Source organism: Pseudomonas sp. RGM2987 (assembly GCF_022952855.1).
In the GTDB taxonomy this organism is placed as follows: domain Bacteria; phylum Pseudomonadota; class Gammaproteobacteria; order Pseudomonadales; family Pseudomonadaceae; genus Aquipseudomonas.
This window is the reverse complement of sequence record NZ_JALJDX010000120.1, coordinates 1-15,321: the sequence shown is the minus strand read 5'-3', so window position 1 is coordinate 15,321 and position 15,321 is coordinate 1. Positions and strand designations below refer to the sequence as shown.

At 63.6% G+C, this 15,321-nt stretch carries 20 protein-coding genes; 8 read left to right on the top strand and 12 right to left on the bottom strand.

Going from position 1 to position 15,321, the window contains the following annotated elements:
- Positions 1–50: 50 nt before the first annotated feature.
- The 11 genes from RGM2987_RS03095 to nrdR form a co-directional block, all read right to left on the bottom strand.
- Complete coding sequence (locus tag RGM2987_RS03095; protein ID WP_245138650.1) at positions 51–470, bottom strand: MFS transporter; 420 nt, start codon at positions 468–470, stop codon at positions 51–53.
- Complete coding sequence (gene ribA / locus RGM2987_RS03090; protein WP_245138649.1) at positions 467–1,084, bottom strand: GTP cyclohydrolase II; 618 nt, start codon at positions 1,082–1,084, stop codon at positions 467–469. The genes RGM2987_RS03095 and ribA overlap by 4 nt, the downstream gene beginning before the upstream one ends.
- A gap of 108 nt (positions 1,085–1,192) precedes the next feature.
- Positions 1,193–1,951: a transporter substrate-binding domain-containing protein gene (locus RGM2987_RS03085; RefSeq protein ID WP_245138648.1), complete on the bottom strand. Its 759-nt coding sequence runs from the start codon at positions 1,949–1,951 to the stop codon at positions 1,193–1,195.
- Positions 1,952–1,962: 11 nt separating this feature from the next.
- Positions 1,963–2,466, bottom strand: a complete 504-nt coding sequence (locus RGM2987_RS03080) for a phosphatidylglycerophosphatase A (protein ID WP_245138647.1) — start codon at positions 2,464–2,466, stop codon at positions 1,963–1,965.
- Positions 2,463–3,428 (bottom strand): thiamine-phosphate kinase, encoded by a 966-nt coding sequence (gene thiL / locus RGM2987_RS03075; protein WP_245138646.1) that lies wholly within the window; start codon positions 3,426–3,428, stop codon positions 2,463–2,465. Before thiL ends, RGM2987_RS03080 begins: the two co-directional genes overlap by 4 nt.
- Positions 3,429–3,605: 177 nt before the next feature.
- On the bottom strand, positions 3,606–4,106 hold the full coding sequence (gene nusB / locus RGM2987_RS03070; RefSeq protein WP_245138645.1) for a transcription antitermination factor NusB: 501 nt from the start codon (positions 4,104–4,106) through the stop codon (positions 3,606–3,608).
- Positions 4,103–4,579, bottom strand: coding sequence for a 6,7-dimethyl-8-ribityllumazine synthase (gene ribE / locus RGM2987_RS03065; protein WP_072395576.1), 477 nt, complete (start codon positions 4,577–4,579; stop codon positions 4,103–4,105). The genes nusB and ribE overlap by 4 nt, the downstream gene beginning before the upstream one ends.
- Before the next feature lie 191 nt (positions 4,580–4,770).
- Positions 4,771–5,862 carry a bifunctional 3,4-dihydroxy-2-butanone-4-phosphate synthase/GTP cyclohydrolase II gene (gene ribBA / locus RGM2987_RS03060; protein ID WP_003206026.1) on the bottom strand — a complete coding sequence of 364 codons (1,092 nt, stop codon included), beginning with the start codon at positions 5,860–5,862 and terminating at the stop codon, positions 4,771–4,773.
- A 16-nt stretch (positions 5,863–5,878) separates the two neighbouring features.
- Positions 5,879–6,544, bottom strand: coding sequence for a riboflavin synthase (locus tag RGM2987_RS03055; RefSeq protein WP_245138644.1), 666 nt, complete (start codon positions 6,542–6,544; stop codon positions 5,879–5,881).
- A gap of 46 nt (positions 6,545–6,590) precedes the next feature.
- Positions 6,591–7,724: a bifunctional diaminohydroxyphosphoribosylaminopyrimidine deaminase/5-amino-6-(5-phosphoribosylamino)uracil reductase RibD gene (ribD, locus tag RGM2987_RS03050; RefSeq protein ID WP_245138643.1), complete on the bottom strand. Its 1,134-nt coding sequence runs from the start codon at positions 7,722–7,724 to the stop codon at positions 6,591–6,593.
- Positions 7,721–8,185, bottom strand: a complete 465-nt coding sequence (gene nrdR / locus RGM2987_RS03045; RefSeq protein ID WP_024778359.1) for a transcriptional regulator NrdR — start codon at positions 8,183–8,185, stop codon at positions 7,721–7,723. Before nrdR ends, ribD begins: the two co-directional genes overlap by 4 nt.
- A 127-nt stretch (positions 8,186–8,312) precedes the next feature.
- Between nrdR and RGM2987_RS03040 the strand changes: the two genes are divergently transcribed.
- The 3 genes from RGM2987_RS03040 to trxA all read left to right on the top strand — a co-directional run bounded on the left by RGM2987_RS03040 (position 8,313) and on the right by trxA (position 10,468).
- A complete protein-coding gene (locus tag RGM2987_RS03040; protein WP_245138642.1) occupies positions 8,313–8,777 on the top strand; it encodes a YbaY family lipoprotein in 465 nt (154 codons plus the stop codon).
- A complete protein-coding gene (locus tag RGM2987_RS03035) occupies positions 8,774–9,433 on the top strand; it encodes a 50S ribosomal protein L11 methyltransferase (RefSeq protein ID WP_245138641.1) in 660 nt (219 codons plus the stop codon). Before RGM2987_RS03040 ends, RGM2987_RS03035 begins: the two co-directional genes overlap by 4 nt.
- Before the next feature lie 162 nt (positions 9,434–9,595).
- The gene (gene trxA / locus RGM2987_RS03030) at positions 9,596–10,468 is read left to right on the top strand and encodes a thioredoxin (protein ID WP_245138640.1); all 873 of its coding nucleotides are present in this window, start codon (positions 9,596–9,598) and stop codon (positions 10,466–10,468) included.
- Here the strand turns inward: trxA and RGM2987_RS03025 are convergent.
- The gene (locus tag RGM2987_RS03025) at positions 10,465–10,815 is read right to left on the bottom strand and encodes a hypothetical protein (protein ID WP_245138639.1); all 351 of its coding nucleotides are present in this window, start codon (positions 10,813–10,815) and stop codon (positions 10,465–10,467) included. The genes trxA and RGM2987_RS03025 overlap by 4 nt on opposite strands.
- Positions 10,816–10,945: 130 nt before the next feature.
- Here RGM2987_RS03025 and RGM2987_RS03020 point away from each other — a divergent pair, with 130 nt between their 5' ends.
- From RGM2987_RS03020 to RGM2987_RS03000, 5 genes are all read left to right on the top strand, one after another.
- Positions 10,946–11,530, top strand: a complete 585-nt coding sequence (locus RGM2987_RS03020; protein WP_245138638.1) for a DUF2796 domain-containing protein — start codon at positions 10,946–10,948, stop codon at positions 11,528–11,530.
- 270 nt (positions 11,531–11,800) lie between these two features.
- Complete coding sequence (locus tag RGM2987_RS03015; protein ID WP_245138637.1) at positions 11,801–12,511, top strand: ABC transporter ATP-binding protein; 711 nt, start codon at positions 11,801–11,803, stop codon at positions 12,509–12,511.
- Position 12,512: 1 nt separating this feature from the next.
- Complete coding sequence (locus RGM2987_RS03010) at positions 12,513–13,778, top strand: ABC transporter permease (RefSeq protein ID WP_245138636.1); 1,266 nt, start codon at positions 12,513–12,515, stop codon at positions 13,776–13,778.
- An 11-nt stretch (positions 13,779–13,789) separates the two neighbouring features.
- Positions 13,790–14,308: a DUF3299 domain-containing protein gene (locus RGM2987_RS03005; protein ID WP_245138635.1), complete on the top strand. Its 519-nt coding sequence runs from the start codon at positions 13,790–13,792 to the stop codon at positions 14,306–14,308.
- 235 nt (positions 14,309–14,543) lie between these two features.
- Complete coding sequence (locus RGM2987_RS03000; RefSeq protein ID WP_245138634.1) at positions 14,544–15,242, top strand: OmpW family outer membrane protein; 699 nt, start codon at positions 14,544–14,546, stop codon at positions 15,240–15,242.
- Positions 15,243–15,321 lie beyond the last annotated feature (79 nt).

The window sequence follows — 15,321 nt, the reverse complement described above, 5'->3', positions numbered from 1 at the left end:
ACTGACACTCCGCTTTCGCGAGCAAGCCCGCTCCCACAGGGGTCGTGCTATCAGCCGAGCTGACGCGGGATGCGATACAGGTAGAACAGCACCGCCGTGGACAACGCCAGCAGCATCAACGGCACCGCTTCCAGGCCGACGCACACCGCCAGCGCACCTATCCAGGCCGGTAGCCCGGCGGCCAGGAATGCGGCGCGGCGACGGGCCGCCAGGATGATCCAGGCTTCAGGCTCCTGAGGCGTGTCCAGGGCTTGCTGGGTCGCAACCAAGGCGTTCTTGTAAGGCCCGAAGAAGCGCAGGCTGACAAACATCGAGGCCAGGCCCGCGATGAACAGCGGCATCGCCAGCACCGGCAGAAGTGCTTCGCCCTGGCCGAACACCGCATTGATCACGAACAGCGGCAACAAGGCCAGCGCCAGGTATTGCCACCAGCTGACGGCCAGTCGCCGCCGGACCTGACCGCGGGTCACGCCCGGTCAACCTCGCTCTGGTGCTCGTTGCCCATCATGTGGTCGAGCTTGCTGGCCTTGGTCGCCAGGTAGAGTTTGTTGTGGGGGTTGTGCCCGGTGTGCAGTGGCACACGCTCGGCCACCACGATGCCCATGTCGGTCATTGCCTTGACCTTGCGTGGGTTGTTGGTCATCAGGCGCAGCGACCTGACGCCCAGGTGCTCAAGCATCGGCAGGCAGATGCTGTAGTCGCGCAGGTCAGCGGCAAAGCCCAGGCGTTCGTTGGCTTCGACGGTGTCGGCACCGCCGTCCTGCAACTCGTAGGCGCGGATCTTGTTCAACAGGCCAATGCCCCGACCTTCCTGGCGCAGGTACAGCAGCACGCCACGGCCTTCGCGGGCGATGGCCTGTAATGCGGCTTCGAGCTGCGAACCGCAATCGCAGCGCTGGCTGAACAGGGCATCGCCCGTCAGGCATTCGGAGTGCAGGCGGCCAAGCACCGGAGCACCGTCGGCGATATCACCCAGGCTCAGCACCACGTGCTCGCGGCCGGTGGCTTCATCGAGAAAACCATGCATGGTGAATTGCGCAAAGGGCGTTGGCAGCTTGGAAGCGGCAACAAAAACGACAGGCACCGGTGTGCTCCTGATCTAGTACTGGAGATTCGCAGAGGGGGCATTGTAACAGCAGGTCCCGACGGACGCTTAGGCTGAATTGTCGCCCATCACCATCGAAAAGTTTGATTACGGCTTGGGCGGCTTGCCGTTCTCGTCGAACGGGTAGGGTTGCTTCCAGCGCTCGAAAATCGGCTTCAGCTGGCCGTTTTTTACCAGCACTTCCATGCGCCGGTCATACAGTGCACGCAACGCTCGACCACTTTCGGTATTGGCAAAGCCCAGGTAGAGCGGCAAGTTGATCAGCGGCGTGAGCTTGAACTGCTGGGGATTGTCGGCCTTGGCGAGCACGTCCTGGATTTCCATCAACGCATCGATATAGAAATCGGCGCGATCATGGACCAGCATCGGCAGGATCCCAACGGCCCGGTGGATTTCATTGAAGCGCCGGATATTGGGCAGGTAGTTGTTGTATTCGTAGCCGCGCATCCAGACCAACCGGTAGTTACCGAGTGTCGCCAGGGTGGGCGTCGGCTTGCTCACCAACCCCAGGGCATAAATGTGATCGACGTCGTAATGCCACTTGGGATAGAGCACGCCTTCGGTTTCATCACGATAGGCGCCAACCTGGACGTCGGCTTCGCCGCGCTGCACCAGCCCGGTAGAACGGGTATAGGGCACGCTGCGGATCTCCAGCTTGACGCCCTCGGGCTCGAACACCTCGCGCAAGATGTCCCAGCCCATGCCCTGGCCATCGGCCTGGGTATAAGCGGCCCACTCCTCACTGGCAGCGCGGACCTTGCCCGGCAGCGGTGCCAGGTCGGCTGCCCGAACACCGAGGCACGTCCCCAGACACAACAACAGCAGCAGTGCGCGGCTTACGCCCATTCCTGACTCCCTCAGGTGAAACACCACACCAATCCCTGCATTGCCAGCCAGGCAAAGACCCCGGCCAGTACATCATCGAGCATGATCCCGACACCTCCGTGCACATGGCGGTCGATCCAGCGGATCGGCCAGGGCTTGAGGATATCGAAGAAGCGGAACACCAGGAAACCCGCCAACAGCCAGTACCAGCCTTCAGGCACCAGCCACAGGGTGATCCACATGCCGACCATTTCGTCCCAGACGATACCCTCATGATCGTGCACCCGCAGGTCATCCGCCACTTTGCCGCACAACCAGAAGCCAAACAGCATGGTGATGCCCAGCATCAGCCAATAGCCCCAGTCGGGCAACATCTGCCACAACGGTATGAAGGGTAGCGCAACCAGCGAGCCCCATGTGCCCGGCGCCTTGGGTAAAGTGCCCGAACCGAAGCCAAATGCCATGAAATGCCAGGGATTGCTCCAGACCGAGGGTGGAACGAACTCTGCCGGGACCTGGTTGGGATGATCTGTCACGGTGTCTCCCGAAAATGTTGATAACCCCGGATTGTCGGGGTGATGTCGTGCCCGGAGTTGTCAACCAGCGTGACACCCTCCCCGGCCATGACTGCACCGATCACGTGGATCGGCCAGCCTTCGGCCTGCAACGCCGACAATCGGACCGGTGGCACGGTGAACAACAAGACATAGTCATCACCGCCACTCAGGGCGGCATCCTGCGCATGCGAGCGCCCAAGAAACGCCTGCAAAGCCTTGGACAACGGCAGCCGCTCCCGTTCCACTTGTAATGCGACACCCGACGCCAGGGCGATGTGCCCGCAATCGGCCAGCAGGCCATCGGAAATATCCATCGCCGCACTGGCCTTGCCACGCAACGCCAGGCCCAGCTCGATCTGCGGACGTGGCGACCAATAATGGGCCAACAGCGGTTCGCCGACATCCGGTCCGGCGCTGCGCTGACCAAGCACCAGCGGCAAGGCGCCAGCCGCGTTGCCCAGCTCGCCGCCGACACAGAGCAGATCGCCAGGCTGTGCGCCGCTGCGGGTCAAGGCCTGGCCGGACGGCACCCGGCCGAACACGGTCATGGTCAGGCTGAGCGGCCCGCAGGTGGTGTCCCCCCCCACCAGCGCCACGCCACACGCCTGGGCCATCTGGTTCAAGCCACGGGCATAGGCTTGCAGCCAATCGGCGGTCACCGTCGGCAAGGTCAGGGCAAGGGTAAAGGCAAGGGGCGTGGCGCCCATGGCAGCCAGGTCACTGACCGCCACGGCCAACGAGCGCTGGCCGAGCAGGAACGGGTCGCACGGGTCCGGAAAATGCACACCGGCCACCAAGGTGTCGGTGGACACCGCCAACTGTTCCCCGGCAGGAACGGCCAGCACGGCGCAATCGTCGCCAATCCCCAGCGCAACGCCCTCGCCGCCCTGCGCACAAGGCGCGGCGGCGAAGTAATGACGGATCAGCTCAAATTCGCCCATCAAGTATCCTGTCTCACCAATGCTGTTCTTTTTTTGTCGGCGCCTGTTGGCGCCATACTGCGTTGCCGCTCCTCGCCATAGCGGGCTATGACTCGTCGCGCCGCCTTGCCTGGCACCAACAGTCACTCGACAAAAAACGAACGCATTGGCGAGACAGGACACCGCTGCAAGCGCCGATCAGCGCTTGAACGCCTTCACTTCAGCTTCACGCAGACGCGGGGCCAGCTTGTCGAGCACGCCGTTGACGAACTTGTGGCCATCGGTGGAACCGAAGACTTTCGCCAGCTCGATCCCTTCGTTGATCACCACGCGATACGGTACGTCGACGCGCTTGAGCAGTTCCCAGGTAGACAGGCGCAGGACCGCCAGTTCGACCGGGTCCAGCTCTTCGATGGTCAGGTCCAGGCAAGGCACGAGCGCGGTGTCGATCTCGGTCTTGAACTGCGGCACCCCGTGCAGGATCTCGCGGAAATACGCACCGTCGACATCGGCGAAATCGTTGTCGACGCGGAACTGCGCTTCGATCTCGTTCAACGACTGCTTGGCCATGTGCCATTGATACAACGCCTGGGTGGCGAGCTGACGGGCTTCGCGGCGCTTGGCACTTTTCGATGGCTTGCCGGCATCGGCCGGCTTGGGATCGCGCGGGTTGAAACGATCGCTTTCGTCGCTAATCACTTGGCCTCCAACTGCGCCAGCAGGCTGACCATTTCCAGGGCGGACAGGGCAGCTTCGGCGCCTTTGTTACCGGCCTTGGTGCCGGAACGTTCGATGGCTTGCTCGATGGAATCAACAGTCAGTACGCCGAAGGCAACCGGTACGCCGAACTCCATGGACACCTGGGCCAGGCCCTTGGTGCACTCGCCGGCCACGTATTCGAAATGCGGAGTACCGCCACGAATGACCGCGCCGAGGGCGATGATTGCTGCAAACTCGCCTTTTTGAGCGACTTTCTGCGCAACCAGCGGAATTTCGAAGGCGCCAGGGGCACGGATGATGGTGATGTCGCTTTCGCTCACGCCATGGCGAACCAGGGCATCGACCGCACCGTCAACCAGGCTCTCAACCACGAAGCTGTTGAAACGGCCCACTACCAGAGCGTAGCGGCCTTTAGGGGCGATGAAGGTACCTTCGATGGTCTTCAGGGTCATTCGTCAGATCTCTTAAAGAGCCGGAGCGCGTTCGGTACGCGCTCCTTAATGTTGTTGGGGCCAGAAGTCCCCTGTGGGAGCGGGCTTGCTCGCGAACGCGGTGTGTCAGCCAACATCAATGCCGGATGTGCTATCGCTTTCGCGAGCAAGCCCGCTCCCACAAGGGGGACCTCCTTGATTGAACAGGGTCATTATTCGGAGGGCACGTATTCTACAACTTCCAGGTCGAAACCGGATATCGCATTAAACTTCATCGGTGCACTCATCAGGCGCATTTTACGCACACCCAGGTCGCGAAGGATCTGCGAACCGGCGCCGACGATGCTGTAGGTGGTCGGTTTTTTCACCGCCGCCTGGTCGCCGGTTTCGCGGATATGCGCCAGCAACACGTCGCCATCCAGCGGATGCCCGAGCAGCAGCACCACGCCGCTGCCGGCCTCGGCCACCGCGGCCATGGCCGCCCGCAGGCTCCAGCGGCCGGGCTGCTTGACCATCAGCAGGTCGCGCAGCGGGTCCATGTTGTGCACGCGCACCAGGGTCGGCTCTTCGGCGCACACGGTGCCCAGGGTCAGCGCCATGTGCACGTCACCTTCCACCGAATCACGGTAGGTCACCAGGTTGAACTGGCCCAGTTCGCTGTCCAACGGCTGCTCGGCAATCCGCTGAACGGTACGCTCGTGGATCATCCGGTAGTGAATCAGGTCGGCGATGGTGCCGATCTTGATGTTGTGTTCGGCGGCGAAGGTTTCCAATTCAGCACGGCGGGACATGGTGCCGTCGTCGTTCATCACTTCGCAGATCACGCCGCTGGGCTCGAAACCGGCCATGCGCGCCAGGTCGCAAGCCGCTTCGGTGTGGCCGGCGCGGGCCAGGGTGCCGCCGGCCTGGGCCATCAGCGGAAAAATGTGACCGGGGCTGACGATATCCTCGGCCTTGGCGTCCCGGGCGGCGGCGGCCTGCACGGTACGCGCACGGTCAGCGGCGGAGATACCGGTGGTCACGCCCTCGGCGGCCTCGATGGACACGGTGAACTTGGTGCCGAAGCCGGAACCGTTGCGCGGCGCCATCAGCGGCAGCTTCAACAGCTCGCAGCGCTCGCGGGTCATCGGCATGCAGATCAGGCCGCGGGCATGCTTGGCCATGAAGTTGATGTGCTCGGCCTTGCAGCATTCGGCGGCCATGATCAGGTCGCCTTCGTTCTCGCGGTCTTCGTCATCCATGAGGATGACCATCTTGCCTTGGCGGATGTCTTCAACCAGTTCTTCGATGCTATTGAGCGCCACGCGGCACCCCCTTGGGTCAGGATTTCAGATAGCCGTTGGCGGCCAGAAAGCTTTCAGTGATGTTGCTGCCGGATGTCGGCTCTGCGGCCTTGTCACCGAGCAACAGGCGCTCCAGGTAACGGGCCAGCAGGTCGACTTCCAGGTTGACCCGGCGCCCCGGCCGATACGAAGCCATGATGGTTTCGCTCAAGGTGTGCGGGATGATCGTCAGCAGGAACTCGGCGCCATCCACCGCGTTGACCGTCAGGCTGGTGCCGTCGACGGTAATCGAGCCCTTGTGGGCAATGTACTTGGCCAGTTCTTTCGGGGCGCGGATACGAAACTCCACGGCCCGGGCGTTATCGCTGCGCGACACCACTTCGCCGACACCGTCCACGTGGCCGCTGACCAGATGCCCGCCCAAACGGGTGGTGGGGGTCAGGGCTTTTTCCAGGTTGACCGGGCTGCCGCCCTTGAGGTCGTTCATGGCGGTGCAGTCGAGGGTTTCGCGGCTGACGTCGGCCAAAAAACCATTGCCTGGCAGCTCCACAGCGGTCAGGCACACGCCGTTCACGGCAATGCTGTCGCCCAGTTTGACGTCGCTCAGGTCGAGCTTGCCGGTTTCGACGTGGACCCGCACATCGCCCCCCTTGGGGGTAAGTGCACGGATGCTGCCGATGGATTCAATGATGCCGGTAAACATGGAGTCCTCCTCGAGAACGGGCCGCCGCTTGAGCGAAGGCCGGGAATTATACGCTGGCCGGCGAGGCGGGAACGGCGATGACTCGCCAGTCATCGCCCACGGCGCGGATTTCGGTGATTTTCAGCTCAGGGGCGTCCTTCATCTGCGCCAGTGGCCAGTCCAGCAACGGTCGCGCGGTGGAGCCCAGGAACTTGCCGGCGATGAAAATCTGGAACTCATCCACCAGCCCTTGCCGGGCAAAGGCTCCCGCCAGGCGCGGCCCGGCTTCCACCAGCACCTCGTTGACGCCACGGGCTGCCAGCTCCTTGAGCAAACGATGCAGGTCGACCTGGCCGTCATCCCCCGCCACGATCATGCATTCAGGGCCATTGGCATATTGTTCTTCCACCGCCATGCACGTGGCGACCAGCGCCGGGCCGGCCTTGAAGAACGGCGCGTCCAGCGGCACCCGCAGGCGTCCGTCCACCAACACCCGCAGCGGCGGACGACTCATGACCAGCGCGGTCTGTGCGGGGTCGAGCCCGAGCTCATCGGCGCGCACGGTCAGCCGGGCGCTGTCCGCCAGCACCGTGTCGGCGCCGGTCAGTACCACGCTGGCCTGGGCCCGCAGCCGCTGCACCGCCGAGCGCGCGGCGGGGCCGGTGATCCATTGGCTTTCGCCGCTTTCCATGGCGGTGCGACCGTCGAGACTCATGGCGAGCTTGACCCGCACGAACGGCAGGCCGTGCTCCATGCGTTTGAGGAATCCCGGGTTGAGCTGGCGCGCTTCACCTTCCAGCACGCCGCTCTGGGTGGCGATACCGGCCTCGGCCAGCCGTTGCAGGCCACGTCCGGCGACTTCCGGGTTCGGGTCCTGCATCGCCGCGACCACCCGTGCCACGCCGGCGTTGACCAACGCATCGGCACAGGGCGGCGTGCGCCCGTGATGGCTGCACGGTTCCAGCGTGACATAGGCGGTGGCGCCCCGGGCCTGTTCACCGGCGGCGCGCAAGGCGTGGACTTCGGCATGGGGTTCACCGGCGCGGACGTGCCAGCCTTCGCCGACAACCTGCCCGTCCCGCACGATCACGCAACCGACCCGGGGGTTGGGGTGGGTGGTGTAATGGCCGCGCCGCGCCAGTTCCAGGGCACGGGCCATGTAATGGGCGTCGAGCACCGCTTGTTGCGCGGGGGTGGTCATTCTTTCACCGGTTCGCGGGCCAGGCGGTCGATTTCCTCGCGGAATTCGTTCAAGTCCTGGAAGCGCCGGTACACCGAGGCGAATCGGATGTAGGCGACTTCGTCGAGCTTCTGCAGCTCGGCCATCACCAGCTCACCGACCACCAGGGACTTGACCTCGCGCTCGCCGGTGGCCCGCAGCTTGTGCTTGATGTGCACCAGCGCCGCTTCCAGGCGCTCGACGCTCACCGGGCGTTTTTCCAGGGCGCGCTGCATGCCGGCGCGCAGTTTGTCTTCGTCGAACGGCTGGCGGCTGCCGTCGGTTTTGATCAGGCGCGGCAACACCAGTTCAGCGGTCTCGAACGTGGTGAAACGTTCGCCGCAGGCCAGGCATTCGCGGCGGCGGCGGACCTGTTCGCCCTCGGCGACCAGTCGCGAGTCGATGACTTTGGTGTCGTTGGCACCGCAGAAGGGACAGTGCATGGTGGCAGGCAACAAAAAAAGGGAGGGCCATGGTAGCGCATCCCACTGGCAAGACAAGCCATAGGGTTTACGGTATACAGACGGGCTTACCACCTGATCCCTGGAATTTACCTTGCCGGAGCCACACATGCCGCTACGATCGCTCGTTTTGCTCAGTCTTTTCAGCCTGCTGATGGCGTGCAGCAGCGACGCGCCCAAGCCCGCCGCACCGGCACCGGCACCGGCGCCGAAACAGGCCCAGGAGAAAGCCCGCCAGGCCGCCGAGCTGGGTCCGCTGCCGGCGTATCAACGCGAATTGAGCGGCACCCTGCAAGGCGTGCCGGCCGGGGCCGAAGTCGAACTGGCGCTGCTGGTGATCGATGACAAGGACCGCCCGCAGCAATTGCTCGCCAGCTCCAGCCTGACCGGAACCAACCAGGCCCTGCCCTTCCACCTGCGTTTCAATCCGGAAGCCTTTCCGGTCGGCGCCCGAGTGGAACTGCGTGGTCGTGCCAGCCAATCCGGCCAGTTGATCCTGCATCTACCGGAACAACGCATCAGCCAACCGACCACCCAGGCCCTGGGCGCCCTGCAATTCGTCAAAGCACCGTGAATGCACCACACGACCTGCAACGCGCCTTGGGCGAGTTGCTCGGCGACGCGCGCCTGGTCGCCTGCCCACTGCCCGATACGGACCTGAAGCTGTGGCTGATCGACGGCGACAACATGGACCGCGCCTTCAGCCCGGAAGAAACCCGGCGCATCCTCCACGAGCCGCCCTATTGGAGTTTCTGCTGGGCCAGCGGCCTGGCGATGGCGCGTTACCTGGCCGACCGGCCGCAGTGGGTCGCGGGCAAGCGGGTGCTGGATTTTGGCGCCGGCTCCGGCGTGGCGGGTATCGCGGCGCTCAAGGCCGGGGCGTTGGAGGTGGTGGCGTGCGACCTCGACCCGTTGGCGATTGCCGCATGTCGGGCCAATGCGCAACTCAATAGTGTGGAACTGGGTTACTCCGAGGATTTCTTCGCCGAGGTTGATCGCTTCGACCTGATCCTGGTGGCCGACGTGCTCTATGACCGGGCCAACCTGCCACTGCTCGACCACTTTCTCAGCCGCGGTCGCGAGGCGCTGGTGGCCGATTCCCGGGTGCGGGATTTCCAACATCCGCTGTACCGGCGCATCGAGATGCTCGAAGCCATGACCTTGCCGGACCTGGCTGAGCCTGAGGAGTTTCGGCATGTGAGCCTGTATCACGCGCGGCGCAGCAGCTAAAAGCTTCGCGAGCAAGCCCGCTCCCACAGGGACTGAGATCGGCCGCTGGAATCGCGAACACCGCGGTTCATTGTGGGAGCGGGCTTGCTCGCGAAGGCGGCCTACCAGGCACCCCAATACCCCGCGTATAGTTGCCCCATTCAAGCGTTCTACGAGATTGCCATGACCCAGGACACGCCCTACATCTTCGACGCCACCACCGCCGACTTCGACCAGTCGGTGATCGCCAACTCTTTCCACAAACCGGTGCTGGTGGATTTCTGGGCCGAATGGTGTGCGCCGTGCAAGGCCCTGATGCCGATGCTGCAAACCATTGCCGAGAGCTATCAAGGTGAACTGCTGCTGGCCAAGGTCAACTGCGACATCGAGCAGGACATCGTCGCGCGCTTCGGCATCCGCAGCTTGCCGACCGTGGTGCTGTTCAAGGACGGCCAACCGGTCGACGGCTTCGCCGGCGCCCAGCCGGAATCAGCGGTGCGGGCGATGCTCGAACCCCATGTGCAGATGCCGCCGCCGGCCGCTGCCGACCCGCTCGAACAGGCCCAGGCGCTGTTCGACGACGGTCGTTTCGCGGACGCTGAAGCGCTGCTCACAGTGTTGCTGGGCGAAGACAACAGCAACGCCAAGGCGCTGATCCTCTACGCCCGGTGCCTGACCGAGCGCGGCGAGCTGGGTGAAGCCCAGACCGTGCTCGACGCAGTAAAGAGCGACGAACACAAGGCCGCCCTGGCCGGCGCCAAGGCGCAGATCAAGTTCCTTGGCCTGGCGAAAGACCTGCCGGACGCCGCCGACCTCAAGGCGCGCCTGGCGAAAGATCCGCAAGACGACGAAGCGGTGTACCAACTGGCGATCCAGCAACTGGCCCGTCAACAATACGAACCGGCCCTCGACGCATTGCTCAAGCTGTTCATGCGCAACCGCAGCTACAGCGAAGGCCTGCCCCACAAGACCTTGCTGCAAGTGTTCGAATTGTTGGGCAATGATCATCCGCTGGTGACGACCTACCGCCGCAAGCTGTTCGCCGCACTGTACTAAGGTTCACCCGCCCAGCTGTAGAGCGGCGTGTCCCCGCCGCTCAGCACCTTGACCTCGGCACTGTGGCGCAAGCGCACCAGCAGGCGCTTGCCCGCCGAGGCGCTGCCGGTCAGGCCTTCGAGCTGTTCCAGCAGATCCGGGCCGCTCAACTGCCCGGCCTTGCGCAACAGTTCCTTGGCGATCTGCCACAGGGCATCGTCCTGATTCGCAGGTCTGGCGGCGGGCGTTGCGGCGCTGTCAGGCCTGACCGCTTGCAACTGCGCGCCGAGCTGCGCCCAGTCGCCTTCATCCATTTCAATCGACAAGTCCACCGGCCAATCGCCGACGGTTCCGCGTATCCGCAACATCATCGTGCTCCTGAAAATTTCATCTGCCCATGCTCCCATGGGCCTTGCGCGACGCCAAGCAGGCGGTCAAACTCTGCACGCTTTCGTTATAAGATTACATAACAGAATTTTACCTTGTCGGAGATTCGTCATGCGTCGCTTGCTTCTCGCCCTGCCGTTCGCCCTGCTGCCATTGGCTGTCGCTCATGCGGCTGTCGAGCATGATCACGACCATGAGCACGGGAGCCTGGGTGCCCATGAACATGGCGTTGGCCGCCTCAATGCCTCACTGGACGGTGAGACGCTGGAGCTGGAACTGGATAGCCCGGCGATGAACCTGGTGGGCTTCGAACACGCCGCCACCAGCGCTGCCGACAAGGCCAAGGTGGCCACTGTACGGGCGAAGCTGGAGAAACCGGCGGCGTTGGTCGTGCTCGCCGACGGCAAATGCTCCCTGGAGCAGCAAGAACTGGAAAGCCCGTTGTTCGGCGACGAACCGGACCACGAGGATAATGCCGAAGATGCCGATGACGATGGCGACGAGCACCACGAACACAGCGAAATCCACGCCCACTATCAGTTCCGTTGTGTCGCGCCTGGTGCCTTGACGGAGCTGAACCTGGCGCCACTGTTCAAGGCCTTCCCGGCCACCCGGAAAATCCTGGTACAACTGATCGGCCCGAACGGCCAGCAAGGCGGGGAAGTGACGCCCGAAGCCCCGGCGCTGAAATTCTGAAATGCACTGAAGACCAATGTGGGAGCGAGCTTGCTTGCGAAGGGCGGTGGAATATTTAAATGAGTGTCGACTGACACACCGCTTTCGCGAGCAAGCCCGCTCCCACAGGTGCTCAATGGTGGGTACATAATCAGCGCCCACCACAACTCCAATGTGGGAGCGGGCTTGCTCGCGAAGGCGGTGGAACATTCAACATGAGTGTCAGCTGACACACCGCCATCGCGAGCAAGCTCGCTCCCACAAGGTTTCATCAATCTGAATTCGGCAACCATGACCCAAGCACTCATCGAACTGTCCGACCTGGTCTTCAGCTGGCCCGGGCATCCGCCGTTGCTGGACATCCCGGCGTTTCGCCTGGAGTCCGGTGAAACACTGTTTCTCAAGGGCCCCAGCGGCAGCGGCAAGACCACGCTGCTGGGGCTGCTGGGCGGCGTGCAGGTGCCGGACCGCGGCAGTATCCGCCTGCTCGGCCAGGAGCTCGCCACGCTGGGCGCTGGCCGCCGCGACCGGTTTCGCGTTGACCATACCGGCTACATCTTCCAGCAGTTCAACCTGCTGCCGTTTCTCTCGGTGCGCGAGAACGTCGAGCTGCCCTGCCACTTTTCCAAGCTGCGGGCGCAACGGGCCGTGCAGCGCCACGGCGGTGTCGATCAGGCCGCCGCGACCTTACTGGCCCACCTGGGCCTGACCGATCCGAACCTGCTCGGACGGCGGGCCGACTCGCTGTCCATCGGCCAGCAACAACGGGTCGCCGCCGCCCGGGCGTTGATCGGCCAACCGGAACTGGTGATTGCCGACGAACCGACCTCGGCCCTGGACTACGACGCCCGGGAAAACTTCCTGCGGCTGTTGTTCGCTGAATGCCGCGAAGCCGGGTCTAGTCTGCTATTCGTCAGCCATGACCAGAGCCTGGCAGCGCTGTTTGACCGCAACCTCTCGCTGGCCGATCTGAATCGCGCCGCCAAGCCACTCGAGGTCTGAGATGTATCTGTTCCGTCTAGCCATGGCCAGCCTGGCGAACCGCCGCTTCACCGCGATCCTCACCGCTTTCGCCATTGCCCTGTCCGTCTGCCTGCTGCTGGCGGTGGAGCGGGTGCGCACCGAGGCGCGGGCCAGTTTTGCCAGCACCATCAGCGGCACCGACCTGATCGTCGGCGCCCGCTCAGGCTCGGTGAACCTGTTGCTGTACTCGGTATTTCGTATCGGCAACGCCACCAATAACATCCGCTGGGACAGCTTCGAACACTTCGCCAGCAACCCGAAAGTGAAGTGGGCGATTCCCATGTCCCTCGGCGATTCCCATCGCGGCTACCGGGTGATGGGCACCACCGAGGCCTACTTCGAGCATTACCAGTACGGCCGCCAGCAACACCTGGAACTGACCGAGGGCCGGGCCTTTGCCACCGATCCATTCGAAGTGGTGCTCGGTGCCGAAGTGGCCGAGGCGTTGCATTACAAGCTCGGCGACCAACTGGTGCTGGCCCACGGCGTAGCGGCCATCAGCCTGGTCAAGCACGACGACAAGCCGTTCACCGTGGTCGGGATCCTCAAGCGCACCGGCACCCCGGTGGACCGTACGCTGCACATCAGCCTCGGCGGCATGGAGGCGATCCACATCGACTGGAAAAACGGTGTGCCGGCCCAGGGCAACGGCCGCATCAGCGCCGACCAGGCTCGCAACATGGACCTCACGCCCCAGGCGATCACGGCGTTCATGCTCGGCCTCAACAGCAAGATTTCCACCTTTGCCTTGCAGCGCGAGATCAACGAGTTCCGCGGCGAGCCGTTGCTGGCGATCCTCCCCGGCGTGGCGTTGCAGGAATTGTGGAGCCTGATGGGTACGGCGGAAAAAGCCTTGTTCGTGATCTCGCTGTTCGTGGTGTTGACCGGGTTGATCGGCATGCTCACGGCGATCCTCACCAGCCTCAACGAACGCCGGCGGGAGATGGCGATCCTGCGTTCGGTGGGCGCGCGGCCCTGGCATATTGCGAGCCTGCTGGTGCTCGAAGCCTTTGCCCTGGCGCTGGCCGGCGTCGCATCCGGGCTGGCGCTGCTGTACGTCGGCATCGCCGTCGCCCAGGGCTATGTGCAGTCGGCCTATGGCTTGTATCTGCCGCTGGGCTGGCCGAGCGAGTATGAATGGACGCTGATGGCTGGCATCCTGCTCGCCGCCCTGCTGATGGGCAGCGTGCCGGCCTGGCGCGCCTATCGCCAATCGCTGGCCGATGGCCTGTCGATCCGTTTATGAGGACATTGAAGATGCCCCGCGCCCTGCTTGCGCTGTTGATGATGGTTGCCCTGCCGCTGTGGGCGGCGGAGCCGAGGGACCTGGCCTGGTCGGAAATGATCCCGACGGACGCACCGCCGGAAGTGCCGAACATGACCCCGCTGCACGACCTGTCGAAGATGAGCGACGCCCTGGCCGCCGAGTCGGCGCCAGCGGCCAGGCAGGAGATGCCCAACGCGCCGGTGGTCAAGGCGCTCGATGGACAGCAGATTCGTTTGCCGGGCTACATCGTGCCGCTGGAGGTTAGCGAGGAAGGCCGCACCACGGATTTCCTGCTGGTACCGTATTTCGGCGCCTGCATCCATGTGCCGCCACCGCCGTCGAACCAGATCGTGCATGTGAAAAGCGAAGTCGGGGTGAAGCTCGATGAGTTGTACCAGCCGTACTGGGTCGAGGGGCCGATGCAGGTCAAGCCCTCGACCAGTGAACTGGCCGATGCCGGGTATCAGATGGAGGCGCAGAAGATTTATGTGTATGAGTTGCCGGAGTGAACCTGGTGGTTGTTCGGTGCCGATGAGATAGCTTTCGCGAGCAAGCCCGCTCCCACAGTCGACCGCATTCCTCCTGAAAAACTCGGTCAACTGTGGGAGCGGGCTTGCTCCGGGCGGCGATCCGACGAAGAGGTCGCCAGGGTTTCATCACACTTTCATTGAGCTGAGTCAAAAGACCGCCCCAGAGCGCTTCGTACCATAGGCCATCCTTTTTTGAATGCCCTTTGGAGCTCCCATGCACAAGTCTTTGCTCAGCGCTTCGCTCGTTGCCCTCGCGCTTGCCGCCCCGCTCGCCCAGGCTCATACGGCCGGCGATATCATCGTTCGCGCCGGCGCCATTACCGTCAATCCCGAGGCCGACAGTTCCAGCGTCAAGGTCGACCGTGGCCCGCTGGCCGGCGCCGACCTGGGCGGCAAGGCGACCATGAGCAGCGACACCCAGCTGGGCCTGAACTTCGCCTACATGCTCACCAACAACCTGGGCATCGAGCTGCTGGCGGCTTCGCCGTTCGAGCATGACGTGAAGCTCAAAGGCACCGCCCTCGGCGCGGCCAATGGCAAGCTCGGCACCCTCAAGCACCTGCCGCCGACCCTGAGCCTGGTCTACTACCCGCTCGACGCCAAGTCGGCGTTCCAGCCCTACGTCGGCGCCGGTATCAACTACACCTGGATCTACGACGAGCACGTCGGCAGCGGCGCCAGTGCCAACGGTTTCAGCAACTTCCGCGCAAGCAACAGCTGGGGCATGGCGTGGCAGGTCGGCGCTGACTACATGTTGACCGACAACATCATGATCAACGGCCAGATCCGCTACATCGACATCGACACCTCCGCCTACGTCGACAACAACGCCGTGGCCGGCGGGACCCGGGCCAAGGTCAATGTCGATGTGGATCCATGGATCTATATGGTGGGGTTGGGTTACAAGTTCTGACCCGGCTCCAATAACGCGAAAAACCCTGTGGGAGCGGGCTTGCTCGCGAATGCGTTCTGTCAGTCACATTGGAGTGACT